The organism is Bradyrhizobium iriomotense (assembly GCF_030160715.1).
Classification (GTDB): Bacteria; Pseudomonadota; Alphaproteobacteria; order Rhizobiales; family Xanthobacteraceae; genus Bradyrhizobium; species Bradyrhizobium iriomotense.
This window is the reverse complement of sequence record NZ_BSOW01000008.1, coordinates 259264-276463: the sequence shown is the minus strand read 5'-3', so window position 1 is coordinate 276463 and position 17200 is coordinate 259264. Positions and strand designations below refer to the sequence as shown.

Sequence of the window (17200 nt, the reverse complement as noted above, 5' to 3'; positions counted from 1 at the left end):
CCGCCCGGGCCACCAGCTCCGCCCGCTGCCCCCACAGCGCCGCCACCGCCGCCGCCGCCGGTGCATTGACACGACCGGTTCGGCGCGCCGCCGTTGCCGCCGACCCCGCCATTGACACCCGTAACGCCGCCGGCGCCGCCGATTTGTCCCGTCGGGGCGTAGTCGCCGTCACCGCCGGCGCCACCGCTTTGCGCAAGCGTCGGGGTGGCCAGGAAAAGTATCGAGAAAAGCATCGAGAAGACGATCGCGGCCGCCAACCAGCGTTGCTTATGCGACACGAGATCAGTCCTCAATTCGATCGCGGCCGCGCATTGATCACCACGCATAGCGAACCGTGCCCTTGCCGGCGTAGGAACGTGTCACGCTGGAAAACTCACCCTCGAAGCTTGCAACTGCCGACCAACCGTTCAGCCATTTCATCTCGGCGGAGGCCGTGGTCAGTGCGGAATTGCTCGCAGCCCGCGCGCCGTTGACGACGAAGCTCGCGCCAGGGAGTGCTTGGAAACTTGCTGCGACCGAATGATCCGGATTGAAGTCGTGTGCCCAGGCGGCGCGGCCGCGCAGGGTGAGGACGGCGTTCGTCAGCGCGAAGGATTTGTCGGTGCGCAGGCCGAGCTCAGTGCGCGTATCGGTGACGCTCTTGGCGGCATAGGCGAGGGCGAAGGCGTTGCTGCCCGAGACAACGGACTCGGCATAGCCGGGCAGATTGAACGTCGTGAACTGGCCCGCGGCATAGGGGGTGATGCCGACGCCGCCAATCCATGGTGCAGTGAGGCGATAGCCGCCTTCGAGACGTCCGCTCCACGCATTGGCGTTGAACTCGGCCCGCAGATGATCGACGCCGGCAAGCGTCACGGTGCGATCGGTGGTGACGTCCTGCCAGCCATAGGCGAGGGCCGCCGAGATATAGCTTGGACCGTTGCTGTGGCGGAGATAGGCGCCGGCCTGGAACAGGTCGGAGCGGCCGGTGCCGCCATTGACGACGGAGAAAGTCGTGCCGCCGCCGGCCAGCGCGAAGCCAGCGAGCGTCTGCGGCGAGAACCAATACTCGGCGCCGGCGGCCGTGCCGAACAGGCGGCTGGTCGCGCTGTTCGATCCCTGCGCGGTGTTGCCATCCGTGGTCTGCGAGCCGCCGAAGCCTGAGACCCACACGTTCCAGCGCTGCTCGAAGGTTTTGGCAGGCGGCAACATGGCGAAGGCATCGCGTGCGGCGCCTGCCGGCGCGCTGTCGGCATAGGCCGACGACGCGGACCCGCCGCTCTCGCGGCTGGCGCCGGAGGGATCGGTGAGCAGGCCCATGAACTGGCCCATGGCCTGGAACGTGGTCTGCTGTGATCCTGCGGCAGTTTCACCTGAGGCCTGCGTCAGGCCGCCCGCGGTGAGCCCGCTATAGACCAGCGAGATGCCGCCATTGGCATTGAAGGCGTTGATGATGGCGTTGCCGACACTCTGCTGATTGCCGCTGAGGCCTTGGCCCGGGGGCGCGACGAAGTTCAGGATCAAGTTGAGGTAGGCGTGCGTGCCATCGTAGCTCAACGTGCTGTGAAAGTTCGACGGCAGGTTGGTCTCGACGACTGAGCCGAACGTGCCGTTGATGCTGCCAGCGGTCAGGATGGTGTACTGCTTGGCAACGTAGCTGCCATTGGCATACACCGCTTTGAGCGTCGAGCCGCCGAGCGTCGCGGTTCCGGAGACATTGGCAAAGCTCGACGTCGCCGGATTGATCTGCACGATGTAGGCGGCGCCGGACTGCAGCGCGAGGCTGCCTGTGATGGTCAGCGATGAGGCGGCCGTGCCGTTGCCGGCCACCAGCGTGCCGCCGGCGTTGACGGTCGTGCTGCTCACCGTCCCGCCGCCGCCCAGGATGCCGCCATTGTTGACGGTGACCCCGCTTGAGGCGGCGATCGAGCCGTTCACGAGCAGCGCGCCGGCATCCACGACGGTTGCACCGGTGTAGGTGTTGATGCCCGCCAAGGTCAGCGTGCCGGTGCCGGTCTTGATCAGCGATGTCCCGGTCATGCTTCCGTCGCCGGTGAGGACGCCGGTGACGGTGGTCGACAGATTGTTGCCGCCAACCGTCAATTCTTCGCCGTTGAGGTTGAAGGTGCCGCTGCCGGCGATCGAGCCGGCGCTGATTTTGCCGTCGCTGCCCGGGCCGGGGGTGTTGAAGTCGATGACGGCGCTGGAGGTGGTGTTGATGAGCTGCGCGTTTTCGGCCGTGGAGTTGCCGTCGAACAGCACGTTGCCGCTGTTGACGATGGTCGCGTCGCCGGCCGTGGAGTGGCCGTAGAACGTCAACTGCGCGTTGTTGGTGATGTCGTTGCTGCCGGCCGTCGTATTGAAGAACACGAGCGTGCCGGCGGTGACAGTCACGCTGGAAAATGTGTCCGCGCTGGTCAGGGTCAGCGAGCCGGCGCCGGCCTTGGTCAGCGCGCCGCCGCTGAGGACCTGACCAACGGTGAAATTGTTGGCTGCAGCAGCGATGTCGAATGTGCCGCCGGCGGCACCCCAATTGATGCTGCGCGTGGTGGCGCCGAATGTCGTGCCTGTGATCTGCAACGTGCCGCCGTTGAAGGTCAGGCTGCCCGCGAGGTCGCCGAGATTGGCGTCCGAGGAGACGCTGACCGTTCCGCCGGCGAAGGTGGTGCCGCCGGTATAGGTGTTGGTGCCTGACAGCGTCAGCGTGCCGGTGCCGGTCTTGACCAGCGAGCCGCCGGTGCCGCCGCTCGCGCCGCCATCGGCGATCACGCCGCTGACGGCGGTCGACAGATTGTTGCCGCCGACGGTGAGTTCGTTGGCGCCGAGTGAGAAGGTGCCGTCGCCGGCGATCGAGCCAGCGCTGAGCTTGTGGTCGCCGTTCGGGCCGGAGCTGCCGGAGAAATCGAACACGGCGTTGGCCGCGTTGTTGATCAGCTGCGCATTGCCGGCGGTCGAATTGTCCTGGAAGGAGGTCGTGCCGCCGGTATTGTTGGTGATAACAGCGCTGCCGGCCGTGCTGGCGCCGAAGAAAAATATCCTGAAGCTGTTGGCGAAGGTGGCGCTCCCCGCCGTGCTAGTGTCGTTGAATTCCAGGGTGCTGGTGTTGGTGATGGCCGCATGACCCGCCGTGCTGGAGTTGAAGAACTGCAAATTGTTGTCGTTGGTGATGGTGGCATTGCCCGCCGTGCTGGCGCCGTTGAAAAACAGATTGGTGTTGTTGGTGATGGTGGCGCTGCCCGCGGTGCTGGTGTCGTAGAAACTCATGCTGCCATTGTTGGTAATGGCGGCGCTGCCGGCCGTGCTTGTGTCGTTGAAAGTCAGCATGCTGCTGTTGGTGATGGTGGCGCTGCCAGCCGAACTGAGATTGTAGAACCCCAAGAACCGGTTGTTGGTGATGGCGGCGCTGCCGGCTGTGCTGGTGTCCCAGACGTACAGATAGTAGTTGTTGGTGATGGTGGCGCTGCCGGCTGTGCTGGTGTTCCTGAAGTTCAGAAGACCGCTGTTGGTGATGGTGGTGATGCCGCTGGTGTCGGCGTTGACGACGTCGAATGCGCCCGAGCTGCCAACGTTAACGGTCCCCACAATGGAGCCGACGCCGTCGGCACTGCCGAGCTGTAACGTGCCGCCGTTGATCGTGGTGCCGCCGGTATAGCTGTTGGTGCCCGACAGGGTCAGCGTGCCGGTGCCGACCTTGACCAGCGAGCCGCCGGCGCCCCAGATGGCGCCGCTGACCTCGGTCGAGGCATTGTTGGAGCCGACCGTCAGCTCATTGGCGCCGAGGTTGTAAGAGCCGGCCCCGGCGATCGAGCCGGCGCTGATCTTGTTGTCGCCGTTCAATCCCGTGGTGAGGGAGAAATCGACCGAGGCGCCGCCATTGTTGATGATGGCGGCATTGCCGGCCGTACTGTTGTCCCGGAACCGGACGATGTAATTGTTGGTGATGGTGGCGCTGCCGGCCGAGCTTGAATTGAAGAAAGTCAGTATGCTGCCAACGTTGCTGTTGTTGATGGTGGCATTGCCGGCCGTGCTGTTGTCCACGAACTGGAGGTCGGTGGTGTTGTTGATGGTGGCGTTGCCGGCGGTGCTTGAACCAAAGAAGACTAACTCACCGTTGTTGTTGATGGTGGCGCTGCCGGCCGTGCTGCCGTTGAGGAAATTCACGGCGCCGTAGTTGTTGATGGTGGCGCTGCCGCCGTTGACGCTGATGCCGGCACCCGTGAAGTTCAGCGTGTTGCCGACGTAAAACGTGTAGTTCGAAGCGCCGGCATTGAAGGTCCAGCCGCCGACGCTGGCGCTCGAGATCACCAGGCTGGTGGTATTGGAGGCGCCGAAGGAGGCCGTGGCCGGCGGTACGAAGCCGCCGTCCCAGTTGGAGCCGGTGCCATAGTCGTTGCTGCCGGGAGAGGTGAGCCAGGTGCCATTCGCTGCGGCGTGCGCCGGTGCGGCCGGGAGCGTCCAGGCCAGCGCCAGCGCCGATGACGTCAGCAGCGCGGCGCGCAGGCTGCGGCCAGCAATGAAATAATATTTCCCCGTCGACACCACTTCCCCCGGCACGCACAGCGAGTCTCAGCGGGATTCTTCTCATTGGCGGCGGCGCGGTGTCCTGATAAGGCGGTGGCGAGTTTCTGAAGCTTTCTGATATTTCTGCTTCAGACCCGTTTTTCGGTCACTTTCGGCAAACTTTCACTATATGAGCGAGCTGCAGAGACACTTGGGGGGTAGCGTGCTTCGTTTCGCCGGCTTCGAGCTGGATCAGCAGCGCGCGGAGCTGCGAGGGCTGGACGGCGTTGCGATCAAGCTCCGGCCGAAGACCTTCGAGATGCTCCGCCTGTTCGCCAGCAGCGGCGGCCGGGTGCTCAGCAAGCAGGAACTGATGGAGGCGGTCTGGCCGAATGTGCATGTCGGCGAGGACAGCCTGTTCCAATGCATCCGCGAGCTCCGCACCGCGCTCGGCGACGAGCGGCGGCAGCTGATCAAGCTCGCCTCCGGCGGCGGCTATCTGCTGGCGACGGAGGTGGTGGCCGCGCCGGAGGTCACGGCGCAGGCCGAGGCGACCCGGCCGGATTCGGCGGGCAGGAGTGAACTGCCGGCCGAGGTCGCCGCGGCGCCACAACGCGCCATGTTCGGCTTGAGCCGGCAGGCCCTGGTGGCCGCCGTGGCCGGACTCTGTGTGATCGTCGTGGGGCTTGCGGTTGCCGCACCCGTGCTGAAGCCGGACCTCCTGTTCAGGCGAACGCCGCCGCGGCTCGCCGTGATGCCGATCGTCGATGCCAGCAACGATCCGCGTGGGGCGGTGATGGCGGCGGAGGTCACCGGCCGTCTTACGGACGGCTTTGCCAAGATCCAGAACATCAGCGTGGTTGCGCCACGATTGGCGGCGGCTGCGGGCGGCGATAGCAGCGCCGCGCCGGGCACCTCGTCCGATTTCGAACTGCGCGGCGAGTTGCAGCACAGCGATCAATCCTGGACGCTGCGGGCGCGCATCATCAAGGCGGGCACCGGTGAGGTTCAGTCGGTCGTCGCGGCCTCGGTCAGCGCCGACGAGGCGGACGCGCCGCTTGCGCAGTCCCGGCTCGCCGCGGGCGTCGGCCATGTGCTCGCGCGCCGCCTCAACGAAATTCTGGAGCCGAGCGCATCGTCATCTGCGAGCCGCAAATCGTCGACGGGCGGCGACAGGGTGGCCGTCGAGCAGGCGCTCGCCTCGATCAACCAAACCACGCGCGAGCGTTTTGGCGCGGCACAGGCGATGCTGCAAAAGGCGCTCACCGACGACCCTGATAATGTCGATCTCGCCGTCGCGCTCGCCTCGCTCCAGATGCGCGGGATCCAGATGGTCTGGTTCAGCCCGGAGGAGGCTGTTACGGTCGAGGCGAGGGCCAATGCGACGCTCGAGCAGGCGTTGCGGGCGAAGCCGAATTCGATTCCGGTGCTCGAGGCCCATTGCCGCTTCCTGAGCGCGACCAATCATTTCGTCGAAAGTCTCGTCACCTGCGCCAAGGCGTTGAGCTTCGATCCGTGGAACGGGTCTGCGCTCTATCTGATCGGCCTCGGGCAGATCTATCTCGGCCGCTTCGACGATGCGCTCGCGACATTCCGGCAAGCCGATCGTTACGACACGCCGCCGGCCTCGCGCTGGACCTGGCTGCTCGGCGCAGGCATGGCGAATGTCTTGATGGGGCGCGACGAGGAGGCGTTGCCGTGGCTGCAGCGTTCGATCGCGATCACGCCGGGGACCGGCCGCTCGCACTTTCTGCTCGCTGCCGCTTACCGGAGAACGAGCCGATTCGAGGAGGCGAGGGCGGCGATTGCGGAGGGGCTGAGGCTGCGGCCCGGTACGACCAGGCTCAACGTCTGGCCGCCGATGAAGAACGCAAGTCCGGTTTGCATCGCAGCCTGGGAGCGCGTCGTTCAGGCCGAGGTCGACGCGGGGTTGCCGGAGCAGTGAGGGCGGCTCATACCGGTTCGCGTCGTCCATGCCTCTCGACGCAATCCAGAAAGACAGACCCTCACCCTGAGGAGCGCGCCCTTCGCGCGCGTCTCGAAGGGCGAGGCCGATAGCCGGGCCTTCATCCTTCGAGACGCGCGTTCCGCGCTCCTCAGGATGAGGAACGGCAGTCCAATGACGGAGTAATAACTACCGCCACCTTCGGTGCAGCCACAGCCACTGCTCGGGATGCTCGCGGACCCAGCCTTCCACAACGTTCGTGATCGTCTGCGTGGTGCCCTGGATGTCGATCTTGCCGTCGGCATCGCGCACCGGCGGGATTTCCTCGGTCAGCTCGGCGGTAAAGCGAAAGCCGGGCTTGCGGATGATGCGCACGCCGTGGATCGGGCATTCGACCTGGCGAAGCAGACGCGCCAGCATCGGATTGGCGCGGGTCTTGCGGCCGAAAAAGGTGACCTCGACGCCGCCAGTCAGATATTGGTCGACGAGCATGGCGACGTGCTTGCCGTCCTTGAGCGCCTGCGCGAGCCGCAGCGGCGCGTCGCGGCCCGCGGGGATCAGCGTGCCCATGTTGACCTGGCGCATCTCCTGGATGATGCGATCGGCAGACGCGATGTTCGGCCGGCGGTAGAGGATCGCAGCGTCCAGCCCGTGCGCGACGGCGGCGAGCGCCGGCAATTCCCAATTGGCGAGGTGCGCCGCAAAGATCAGCGCCGGCTTGCCGTCGTCGCGGATATGGTCGAACCGTTCGATGCTGCTTTGGGGCAATTCGATCCGGCTCTTCTCCGGATGCGCGCGGTCGTAATCCCAGACGTGGTCCATGTGGGCGAACTCGGCGCCGACGCGGCCGAGATTGTCCCACACGCCCATCAGGATCTGTTCGATCTCTTCGGGAGACTTTTCCGGAAATGCCGCGCTGAGGTTGGCGCGGCCGATGCGGTGCTCGCGCAGGCGCGGGCCGATCGTCTTGGTGACGCGCGCGAAAAAGTCCGAGGTCTTGACCGGATCGAAATAGCGCGTGGTGCGCAGCATGCCGACGGTGGCCGCGCCAATCAGGCCGCCGCCGATCGACTTGGCAGCCTCCCGCGCGCGGGCCTTCGTGCTCGCAGGAAGCAGCGCCATGCGTCAGGTCAGGCCGGTTCGCGGGTCAGGATCAGGGATGCGTTCTGGCCGCCGAAGCCGAACGAATTCGACATCACCGCGGTGACGCGGGCATCGCGCGCGGTGTTGCCGACGACGTCGAACAGGATCGTGGGATCCGGATTGTCGTAGTTGATGGTCGGCGGAATGCGCTGATGCTCGAGCGTGAGCAGCGAGAAGATCGCCTCCACGGCGCCGGCGGCCGAGATGGTGTGGCCGACCATCGACTTGTTGGAGGTGACCGGAATCTTCTGCGCGAGCTCGCCGAACACGGCCGATGTCGTATTGTACTCCATCTTGTCGTTTTCGGGCGTCGCGGTGCCGTGCGCGTTGATGTGGTCGATCTGGTCCGGCTCCATGCCGGCATCGGCCAGCGTCTTCTTCATGCAGCCGATGATCGGCTTGCCGTCCGGCGAGGAGCGGGTGCGATGGAAGGAATCGGTGAGCTCGCCGCAGCCGGCGAGCACGCCGAGGATTTTTGCGCCGCGCGCGGTCGCAGCCTCATAGCTTTCCAGCACTAGGGCGCCTGCGCCCTCGGCCATGACGAAGCCGTCGCGGTTCTTGGAGAAGGGGCGGGAGGCCGCCTGCGGCGGATCGTTCTGGGTCGACAGCGCCGAGAGCAGCGAGAAGCGTACCAGCGCTTCCGGATTGACCGTGCCGTCGGTTGCGACGCACAGCGCAGCGTCGGTCTCGCCGCGGCGGATCGCCTCGACGCCGAGCTGGATCGAGGTCGCCCCCGAGGCGCACGCCGTCGACAGCGAGATCGGCGAGCCCTTGGTGCCGAAGGTCTCGGCGAGATAGGCCGCGACCGAGCCGAACATGAAGCGGTGATGATAGGCGTTGTACTTGCCGCCGCCGGAGATGCGCAGGAGATCATCATAGGTGAAGTCGGGCTTGCCGACGGCGCGGCCGAGCTCACGGCGCTGCGGCCATTCCACCTCGACCGGCGCGACCGCCAGGAACAGCGGACCCGGGAAGTCGCCCTTGGCGCCGATACCGGCCTGATCCAGCGCTTCCTCCGTGACCATCTCGGCCATCCGCTCGGAGAGGCCGGTGGAGGAGAACGGATCGACGCTGACGAAATCGACCGTGCCGGCCATCGTCGTCTTCAGCCCGTCGGTCGGAAAGCGCGTGATGGTGCGGATGCCGGATTGCCCGGCGACGAGCTTCGACCAGTTGTCGGCCTTGCCGGCGCCGAGCGAGGTCATGATGCCCATGCCGGTGACGACGACGACGGGCCGTCCGAATTTGTCGCGTGGTGCAGTCATGTTTCCCCCGCTCGTCTCAATCGTGCCAAACAACCAGCCGAACGCGCAGCTCAGCTGACGGCTTCCACCAGCGCCATGCCTTCGCCGCGCCAGTGTCCGGCTCCCACCACCACAATCTGGGTCGGAGCCCCCTGCATTTCAATCTCGAGGCCGGTCGAATCGTTCGGCGGGAACAGCGCCCCGCGCGAGAGCGACAGTGCGGCGAGCGCGATCCCGAGCGGGAACTGCGTCTCCATGGTGTGGCCGAACATGGTACCGGTGGCGCGAACCGGGAAGTCTGTATGGCTCTCGAGAAACGTGCGCTCCTCGGCGGTCGCCGGCTCCGCGCCGGTTGCCCCCGTGATGATCGCGCCCTTGCCCTCGCCCCTGGGCAGCTTCGACCACAACTTCTCAAGCGTCGCGGTCAACTCGCCCGGCTGCTTGCGCCTGGCGAGATCGGCCACCACGCTGGTCAGCTTCGCGAACGGTTTTGCGCCGCGCGCTTCCGCATGGGCCTTCGATTCCAGCACCAGGAACGCGCCGGCCGAGCCGAGCGCGAAGCCGGCGTGGTCCTTGCGCGCCCAGACGGGAGCGAACTTGTCTTTCAGGTTGAAGTCGCCGAACTCGTAGAGGACCATCAGGTCCTTGCGCTCGCCATTATGCGAGCCGCCGACCAGCGCAATGTCGCTCTCGCCCGAGGCGATCCGCGCCAGTGCGATGCGCGTGGCATCCGCGCCCGCCACCTCTTCGCCCATGAAGGTGCGCGAGGTGCCCCCTAAGCCATGCACGATGGCAATGTTGCCGGCGAGCAGGTTGGAGAGCTGGGCCAGGAACAGCGTCGGCCGCAGATCGCTCATCAGCCGCTCGTTGAGGAAGCCGGGCGCATTGGCGCCCTTGGCCTCGGCTGTGAGCACGCCGGTATCGACGTTGAGATCGCGCTCGCCGCCGCCGGCTGCGACCACCATGTCGATCTTGGACAGGATGTCCTTGTTGCCTTTGATCCCGGCCGAATCGAGCGCCAAACCGGCCGCATAGGTGCCGATGCGCTGCCAGGCTTCCATCTGGCGCTGGTCGCCCTTCTTCGGGATCTGGCTGTCGAAACTGACCGGCATCAGGGGATGCACGATGAAAGGGGCAAACCCTTTCTCGTCGACGTTGATGCGCCGCTCGCCGAGCGCGGCCCAGTTGGCGTCAAGTCCTTCGCCGAGCGAAGTGGCGAGCCCAATACCGGTGATCCAGACTTCCGTCTGGCCGGGCTTCGAAGCAGGAGTGTCAGTCATGGTCAAACGGCCTGTTGCGGAAAGCCGATGCGCTTGGCGAACGCGTCCATGTAGCCGCGCATATCCGCATTGGGGAAGGGAATCTGCGTGAAGGTGAGCGTCGAATTCGCGCGCAGCTTGCCGCCGACCCTGATCTTGGCTTCGGTCATGGCATAGCCCGAACCCTCGTGGACGAGGGTAGCCTCGATGCTCATGAGATCGCCGGGGAAGACCGAGCCGCGGACCTTGGCCTCCTTCACGGCGGCGAGGATCGGCATGCGCTCGAACTTCAACACGCCGAGCTGCAGCCAGCCCGAGGCCTGCGCCATCGATTCGATCAGGAGCACGCCGGGCATCAGGGGATAGCCCGGAAAGTGTCCCTCGAAGATGGTGCTTTCCTTCGGAACGAGCGCCTCGACGACGATCCGCTTCTCGTCGACTTTGAGGTCGACGATGCGATCGATCATGTGGAAGTATTCGAGTTGCATGGTCGCGCGATCAGGCGCTCGCGCCCTTGGCCGCCACCAGCTCGTCGATGCGCGCGCACAGGTTCTTCAGCACGAAATACTGCTCGGTGGTTGCCTTGCCGTCGTTGACCTCCTGAGTCCACTTCTCCAGCGGCAGCTTGATGCCGAACTGCTTGTCGATCGCGAATGCGATGTCCAGAAAATCGAGGCTGTCGATGCCCAGATCGTCGATGGCGTGGCTATCCGGCGTGATCGTGTCGCGCGGGATGTCGCAGGTTTCAGCGATGATCGTGGCGACCTGATCGAATGTAGAGGACATCACTAAGCCTTTGATATATTGCGGGTATTTTTCAGATGTTCCAGAGAGGCACGGTGGGCGGGCATCGCGCCCCGAGTGATGCCCTCAAACGCCCTCTGGCCGGGTCGAGTGCCCGTATATCGGAGGGCAGCCCTGAGTTCAATGGAGCCGGGCAAGCCCCGGGATAGGGCTGGGAATGCCGGCCCGAGCCCCGCGAATCGGGCTCTCCGCGCCGCCCTGCCTAGATATGAGGCGTCGTGATCTTCACGCAGTCGCGCCGGCCCATCAGTACGCAATCCTGGGTCCGCCTGAGGTCGGCAATGCTGACCGCGAGCCAGATCCCGATCGCGGTGAGCGCGATGGTAAAGGCGAGGGCTGCGATGTTGGCGAGCATGCGGTGGCGGAAGTCGTCCGGCTCGCCACGGGGCTGCTCATAACGCGAGAGATCGAGCGGTTCCGGTGCGGGCTGGGCTTGCAGCGGCTGCACGGTCCCGTTCCCCCGCCGGCTTACGCCCTGGAGCTGGCTGCGCGGCCTGAACTGGAGCACCCGGTGCTCGTCGTCCGAGGTTATGGGCCGCTGGGTTTTCATGCCAATGGATGGGTCGCGGATCAGCTTTCGAAGCAGCGAAATTTAGATAGCACACGGGCACGAGGCGTTGCAGAAAATCTTCGCAAATACAGCGTGCGCCTGCGCATTCGGAATTATCCTTCGCCAGTCGTTTCCAGTGTTTGGTGGAACTTGCCGTAGTCGATGCGCTGCCGTCCATCGTCCTGCGTATCGAGGATGTCGGCATAGCGGTGACCGAACCTGATTTCGAAATGCTCGTAGGATTTGCGGGCATGCACCGTTTGCGCTGCAACAACGTCGTAGCCCGACAGCACCACGATGAGCGCGACGGTCGCGGCTTCCATGTCTTCCGCTGACAAACCATGCAGCGGGCTCGTCTCGTCGAGCGTGTGATAGAGCGTCCAGCTCAAGGCAAGGCCGGGGATCTCGTTGCGGTCGAGCGCGAGCTCGTAAAAGCGCCGCAGCGGCCGGCCTTCCTTCGTCACCGCGCTCTTGAACGCCCAGAGCCGCGCATTGGCATTGGCGATGATGTTGTGCCGCTCATTGGCGAGGCGGACCATCAGCGTCGGCTTGCCCTCGTGCAGCGAGATCACCGGATTTTCGGCGAACAACAGCCGCGCGCTCGGCCGCGAGAAGCGGGCGAAGATCAACCCGGTCATCAGCGACATCGAGAAGATGCCGGTGAACAATTCGACCGTCGCAATGAGGTGCCCGTAATGGGTCTGCGGGTGCATGTCGCCGTAGCCCGCGGTCGAGAGCGTCTCGATCGAGAAATAGAAGTAGTCGATATAGGCGCCGCCGGGGACGTTCGAGATCGGCAGGTCGCCGATCCAGTAAAAGAAGGCGAAGAACGCGTTGAAGGCGAGAAAGACCAGCGCGGCGCTCGCGATAAACATGGGCCAGGACGCCGTCATGCACCGATGGCTGATGTCGGCCCAGAAATTCAGCGTCAAGCCCTCGGCGATGATCTCGCGCCCGCCGAGCCTGACGATCCGCGCTCTGGCCGTCCGTTCATTTTGGATTTTAAGCATCCGTTTTTTGATCTCTTCGCGCCGCAGCGGCATTTGCCGTCCCGGCCGTCATGGCATAATCGTACGGACTTCAGGACGTTCTTTGCAACCTTTGTGGGGTTTTCGATCATGACCAACACGCGCGAGCCCAGAGTGCACCCGGTGCCGATCCTGTCGCTGAGGCCGACGCAAATGACGGTCGGCATGCGCGAGGTCAAGGAGAAGCGCAAGCGCTGGCGTGAGCAGGACAAGCAGAAGCAGGCGGACTCGCTCGGCAGGCACATGATCCCGGTGGTTCACGGGCCGGACGAGCGCTACTACGTCATCGACCATCATCACCTGGCTCGCGCGCTGCACGACGAGGGCGTCAAGGACGTGCTGGTGACGATTGTCGGCGACCTCAGAATGGTCGAGCGCGACGCCTTCTGGGGCGTGATGGACAACAAGCGCTGGGTCTACCCCTACGATGCCAAGGGCGAGCGGCGGCATTTCAAGGACCTGCCGAAATCGATCGCCGATCTCAAGGACGACCCGTTCCGCAGTCTCGCCGGCGAACTCCGCCGCATGGGCGGCTTCGCCAAGGACACCACGCCATTCTCCGAATTCCTGTGGGCCGATTATTTGCGCCGCAAGCTGTCGCGCAAGGCGGTCGATGCCAATTTCGACAAGGCGCTGGAGAAGGCGCTGGCTGCGGCAAAAATCAAGGACGCAATCTATCTGCCCGGCTGGTGCGGACCTGCGTCGGAGGATTAGGCGCGACGCTCACATCAGTCGCGCTGGAAGATCTTAGCGCCGGGGTAGACGCGCCGGGCGTAAGTGACGACCAGCTCGCGATCCTGGGTGTCCAGGAAAGGCGTGCGGATCTGGCACGACCCGACGATGAGGTGCCACAGGCCATTGAGCTTCTGAATGACGACGTTCATTTGAGTATTCCCTAGAGATCCTGCCTTCCTGCAAAGGCTGCTTGTCGCGACAGTCTTGCGATTCATGATCGTGATCCCGAGCGCATAATTCCCAACACGACTCGCGTCTACGTAAAACAACGGTGACTATTGTTAGTCGCTCTCTTCGAGAGTGAAGTTCGCGTCGTTCATGCGTCGCTTTGGACTAGTCTGCGAGCATAAGAATTTCTCGCCGCCGCTCAATTGTACGAGTCTATGCGGAGGGCATAAAAAAGGATGAGGGGGCTATACGAAGGTATGCGAACCCCGTTGGGGCACGTAGATTCACGGCCTGGACCTCATCACGGTCTCTTGAGCGAAATCATTTTCCGGCCGCACGAAGAGGTCCTGAAACAAAGCCGCTTCATCCTTTGGGGTAGTCGAGCCCACAAAGGAGGGAGGAATGCGCCGTTTCGTCTTCGCCGCCGCCTTGCTCGCGGTCGCCACAGTAGGGTTTCACACGTTCCTCTCGGCCTCGCTCGGCGCAGCCCGCGACGCCAAGGCAGCCACGTTCGCTGAACGCTTCGCCCCGGCGGCCGAGTTGATGGCGAAGCATCAGTGATGCTGCCTATCATCGGGTCAACGGCAGTCGCTCATGCTCCGGGCGGAGGAGACGGCGGCATTTTGGGAAAGGTCGGCACGCCCTCATGCATCAGGTGCCAGGGCTGTGCCGACGACGTATAGAGATGCAGGCCCGGCGTCAGGTCAGAGTTGTGGTCGAGTGCGCCCAGCTTGATGGTCGCGAACGGAGCATGCGGCGGCAGGCTCCACAACGGAGCCCCGCAATCCGGACAGAAGGCGCGCCCGACGTCTCCACCGCTATCGCCCTTGCTGAAGTAGATCCGTGCCTCGCCCTTCGTGACCTCGAGGGCGGTCTTCGGCGCGAGCGCGACATAGTTCGGCCCGCCGCCCGAGGCCTTTTGACAGTCGGTGCAGTGGCAGACCCCGACGCCCATCAGCGGCGCCGTGACCCTGAATCGGATCGCCCCACACGCACATCCTCCCGTACGATCGGTCATGGTCATCTCATCCTCCGCTTTCCGGATGTCGCCACGGCCGCTGCCGGGCATCTCGGCGGACCGTAGGCGAGCGCTGCTGCCAGCATTCTGTCAGCATGCTGGATGTGCCGGGAGACGCGGCAAGCGCTCTCCGCCGGACGCGCGCGGTCTTCAACTCACTCCTCGCGCCCACGCGCGGTGCCAGTCGAGCGAGGCGATCATTGCTTCGGCAGGCGCCCCATCAGGTAAAACTCGTCATTCGGCCGCATGCCCGTGAAGTTCGCCAGCCGGTTCGACAGCGCGAAGAATGCCGAGATCGCGGCGATGTCCCAGATGTCGTCGTCGCTGAAACCGTGAGGTGTTAGCGCCGCGAAATCCTCCTCGGAAATCCGCTGCGCGTCGGCGGATACTTTCATTGCGAAATCGAGCATCGCTTTCTGCCGCGGCGTGATGTCGGCCTTGCGGTAGTTCACCGCGACCTGGTCGGCGATCACCGGATTCTTGGCGCGGATGCGCAGGATCGCGCCATGCGCGATCACGCAATACTGGCACTGGTTGGCCGCCGAGGTCGCCACCACGATCATCTCGCGCTCAGCCTTGGTGAGGCCGCTATCCTTCTCCATCAGCGCGTCGTGATAGGCGAAGAAGGCGCGGAACTCGTCGGGCCGGTAGGCCAGCGTCAGGAACACGTTGGGCACGAAGCCGCTCTTCTCCTGCACGGCAAGGAGGCGCGTGCGGATGTCCTCGGGCAGACTGCCGAGGGCGGGGGCGGGGAAGCGTTTTGCGGATGGTGAGGACATGACGATGTTCCGGATCAGGCGCTCGGGATTTCCGGAACATAGTCGATCGCAATACTTCGCGCAAAGCGCGGAGGCGCCCCGCGCAAGTCGAGCGCTCAGAGAGTCTTCAAGTATTCGAGAAGCGCCTTCTTTTCATCGATGGTCAAGCGTGTGCCATAGTCGTGACCGCATCGGCTGTTTCCTGAATTGAGGTCATTGCAATCGGTGACATCGCGAGCCGGACCGTTCTGGTCGACATCAAGACCAACATTCTTGATGTCGTATTTCGCGCCGAGATTGAAGTATGCCTTGCGTTTCGCGGGCGGCACGAGCAACTCCGCCAAGGTCGGCACCGAGCCGTTATGCAAATAAGGTGCTGCGGCCCAAATTCCCTCCAACACGCGAGCTTCATACTCGCCTCTGTTGAGGGTCCGCTCGAGAAGCGTGCCAGGTTCGATCGTCAGGCTTTCCGGCTGGTCCGGAGGTTCCGCGCTGCTGGGCGGCGGCGCAGTGGACGCCTGCACCGGAGCCAGTGATGGAGGGCGGGGTGTGGAGGGCGCCGTTTGCCCGTTGGGAGTCACGGAGGAGCCGAAGCCGTCACCGGAGCCGATGTCGCTCCTCAGAAACAGCTTATTTTCCAGGATCGCTCCGGCGACTGCACTGAACATCATGTGGACGGCATAATCCTCCTCATCGAGGTGCCTGGCGATCAACGGAATACCTGCTCCCTTCAGCGCGCCGGTCTTCACTCTCCAACCAAGCTCGTCGTATTGACGTGTGTCGGTGCCCACGTTTTGGATCGGCGTCACCCACGTCGTAACAAACAGGTCGCGCAGGGCACGGACTTCCTTCTTCTCGTGACATCCCTTGCTGCACTGCCTCTCGAAGATTTTTTGACCGTCTTGAGCCAGCTTCGAGTCGATGGGCCAATCGGATGGCCATTTTGGCGGGCCCATCTTGAGGAGCAATTCCTCGAGTCGTTTCAGTCCATCGAAGTTGATGGAGTTGGCATAGTTGAAGAACGGGCCGAACGAACGCCTTGGTTCGAAGTTGCCGAATGCGAGAGCCTGTCCCGTGTTCCGAGCCAGTGCGAAGACGCGGTTTCCATTCAACACAAAACCGGCCCAGTCGGTCTGGCTCTGCATCGGTGAATTCCACAGGAAAGGATAGCGCACCGGCGCATCGCCAATCTTCATGTTCTCCGGGATCAAAAAATCAGGTGGCGGCCCAACGTCGGTGCCGGATATGCGGTTGAAGATGATCCCGATCGCGTCCAGACGTCCAAGCCCCCAGCCAACTGCCGGCAATGTCCCGGCCACGAACGTGTGAAAGCGCCGGTACCATGCGTCAACCCTCTGACGTAGCTTGTCAACATCGGCGGCGGCGGGTGTTGCGCTCCGGAGCACCGCTGCAGCAAATGCATCGAACGCCGCCTTGCTGGCGGTTGCGTCTCCTACCGCCTTGTCCAGGTCGCTCAGGAATGCCTGGAAATCGATGAAGGCCGGACCGCCGTCGATGCGGTACGCCTTGCCGTCGACTTCAAGCTGTCGCGTGTGACATGCGGAGCATGTTACCCCGACAATCTGGGCGTCTCCCGAACCTGTGGTGTGGAAGCCGACGGGGAGGTTGGTGGTGTTGCCCGGATTCGGGAGAAAGCCGTATCGGGACATGCTATCCGAGAGGAACGGTTGTCCGTCGCGCGCCTTCAAAGCCTGCAACCAGGCGAGGTTAATCAGGCGCGAGCCTTGATCGCGTATGTAGAAATCTGTTCTTTCCGCCGTTGTCCAATCTCGGCCCTGGTCGACATATATCGGATCGCCAAGAGCGGCCTCTATTCCCGAACTTGCCGCGACGAAGAGCGCAAAGCGAATGAGGAAAGCGACACGACGCATCGCATGACCCTCCAAAAACTATGACTCGATCACCTATTCTTCAAAACCAGGATCCGCGTCGTTGCGCGAGATATGCCGAGTGAGCTCGCTGGACACGAGCTCACGGTAATGAGCGAAGTTAAAGAGGCGCAGCTGGCGCGTGTAGCGGCGGACATTGTCAGGAATATCCGCCAGCTG

Annotated in this window: 15 protein-coding genes and 1 pseudogene; 3 read left to right on the top strand and 13 right to left on the bottom strand. The window is 63.9% G+C overall.

Annotated elements, in window-relative coordinates:
• Both QQL28_RS14295 and QQL28_RS14290 read right to left on the bottom strand, forming a co-directional pair.
• Nucleotides 1–278: pseudogene (locus QQL28_RS14295) on the bottom strand (hypothetical protein); the annotation flags it as partial.
• Between the two features lie 37 nt (nt 279–315).
• Complete coding sequence (locus QQL28_RS14290; RefSeq protein ID WP_284266168.1) at nt 316–4518, bottom strand: autotransporter outer membrane beta-barrel domain-containing protein; 4203 nt, start codon at nt 4516–4518, stop codon at nt 316–318.
• Between the two features lie 184 nt (nt 4519–4702).
• On the opposite strand from QQL28_RS14290, the gene QQL28_RS14285 reads away from it, so the two are divergent.
• On the top strand, nt 4703–6424 hold the full coding sequence (locus QQL28_RS14285; RefSeq protein ID WP_284266166.1) for a winged helix-turn-helix domain-containing protein: 1722 nt from the start codon (nt 4703–4705) through the stop codon (nt 6422–6424).
• A gap of 189 nt (nt 6425–6613) precedes the next feature.
• Here QQL28_RS14285 and QQL28_RS14280 read toward each other — a convergent pair whose 3' ends face one another.
• The 7 genes from QQL28_RS14280 to QQL28_RS14250 form a co-directional block, all read right to left on the bottom strand.
• Complete coding sequence (locus QQL28_RS14280) at nt 6614–7546, bottom strand: lipid A biosynthesis lauroyl acyltransferase (RefSeq protein WP_284266164.1); 933 nt, start codon at nt 7544–7546, stop codon at nt 6614–6616.
• A gap of 8 nt (nt 7547–7554) precedes the next feature.
• Complete coding sequence (locus QQL28_RS14275; protein ID WP_284266162.1) at nt 7555–8832, bottom strand: beta-ketoacyl-ACP synthase; 1278 nt, start codon at nt 8830–8832, stop codon at nt 7555–7557.
• Between the two features lie 50 nt (nt 8833–8882).
• Entirely contained in the window at nt 8883–10091 is a 1209-nt protein-coding gene (locus QQL28_RS14270) for a beta-ketoacyl-ACP synthase (RefSeq protein WP_284266160.1), read from the bottom strand.
• A 2-nt stretch (nt 10092–10093) separates the two neighbouring features.
• Nucleotides 10094–10558 carry a 3-hydroxyacyl-ACP dehydratase FabZ family protein gene (locus QQL28_RS14265; protein ID WP_284266158.1) on the bottom strand — a complete coding sequence of 155 codons (465 nt, stop codon included), beginning with the start codon at nt 10556–10558 and terminating at the stop codon, nt 10094–10096.
• A 10-nt stretch (nt 10559–10568) separates the two neighbouring features.
• Complete coding sequence (locus QQL28_RS14260; RefSeq protein ID WP_007592476.1) at nt 10569–10856, bottom strand: acyl carrier protein; 288 nt, start codon at nt 10854–10856, stop codon at nt 10569–10571.
• A gap of 220 nt (nt 10857–11076) precedes the next feature.
• Nucleotides 11077–11424 carry a hypothetical protein gene (locus QQL28_RS14255; protein ID WP_284266041.1) on the bottom strand — a complete coding sequence of 116 codons (348 nt, stop codon included), beginning with the start codon at nt 11422–11424 and terminating at the stop codon, nt 11077–11079.
• 113 nt (nt 11425–11537) lie between these two features.
• Nucleotides 11538–12434, bottom strand: a complete 897-nt coding sequence (locus QQL28_RS14250; protein WP_284266039.1) for an ion channel — start codon at nt 12432–12434, stop codon at nt 11538–11540.
• A gap of 108 nt (nt 12435–12542) precedes the next feature.
• Between QQL28_RS14250 and QQL28_RS14245 the strand changes: the two genes are divergently transcribed.
• Complete coding sequence (locus QQL28_RS14245) at nt 12543–13166, top strand: ParB-like protein (protein ID WP_284266037.1); 624 nt, start codon at nt 12543–12545, stop codon at nt 13164–13166.
• A gap of 14 nt (nt 13167–13180) precedes the next feature.
• Here QQL28_RS14245 and QQL28_RS14240 read toward each other — a convergent pair whose 3' ends face one another.
• Nucleotides 13181–13336, bottom strand: a complete 156-nt coding sequence (locus tag QQL28_RS14240; RefSeq protein WP_284266035.1) for a hypothetical protein — start codon at nt 13334–13336, stop codon at nt 13181–13183.
• A gap of 421 nt (nt 13337–13757) precedes the next feature.
• On the opposite strand from QQL28_RS14240, the gene QQL28_RS14235 reads away from it, so the two are divergent.
• A complete protein-coding gene (locus QQL28_RS14235; protein WP_284266033.1) occupies nt 13758–13916 on the top strand; it encodes a hypothetical protein in 159 nt (52 codons plus the stop codon).
• A gap of 31 nt (nt 13917–13947) precedes the next feature.
• Here QQL28_RS14235 and QQL28_RS14230 read toward each other — a convergent pair whose 3' ends face one another.
• The 3 genes from QQL28_RS14230 to QQL28_RS14220 form a co-directional block, all read right to left on the bottom strand.
• Nucleotides 13948–14373, bottom strand: a complete 426-nt coding sequence (locus QQL28_RS14230) for a GFA family protein (protein ID WP_284266031.1) — start codon at nt 14371–14373, stop codon at nt 13948–13950.
• Between the two features lie 197 nt (nt 14374–14570).
• On the bottom strand, nt 14571–15152 hold the full coding sequence (locus tag QQL28_RS14225) for a peroxidase-related enzyme (RefSeq protein WP_284266029.1): 582 nt from the start codon (nt 15150–15152) through the stop codon (nt 14571–14573).
• Nucleotides 15153–15247: 95 nt separating this feature from the next.
• Nucleotides 15248–17023, bottom strand: a complete 1776-nt coding sequence (locus QQL28_RS14220) for a di-heme-cytochrome C peroxidase (protein ID WP_284266027.1) — start codon at nt 17021–17023, stop codon at nt 15248–15250.
• Nucleotides 17024–17200 lie beyond the last annotated feature (177 nt).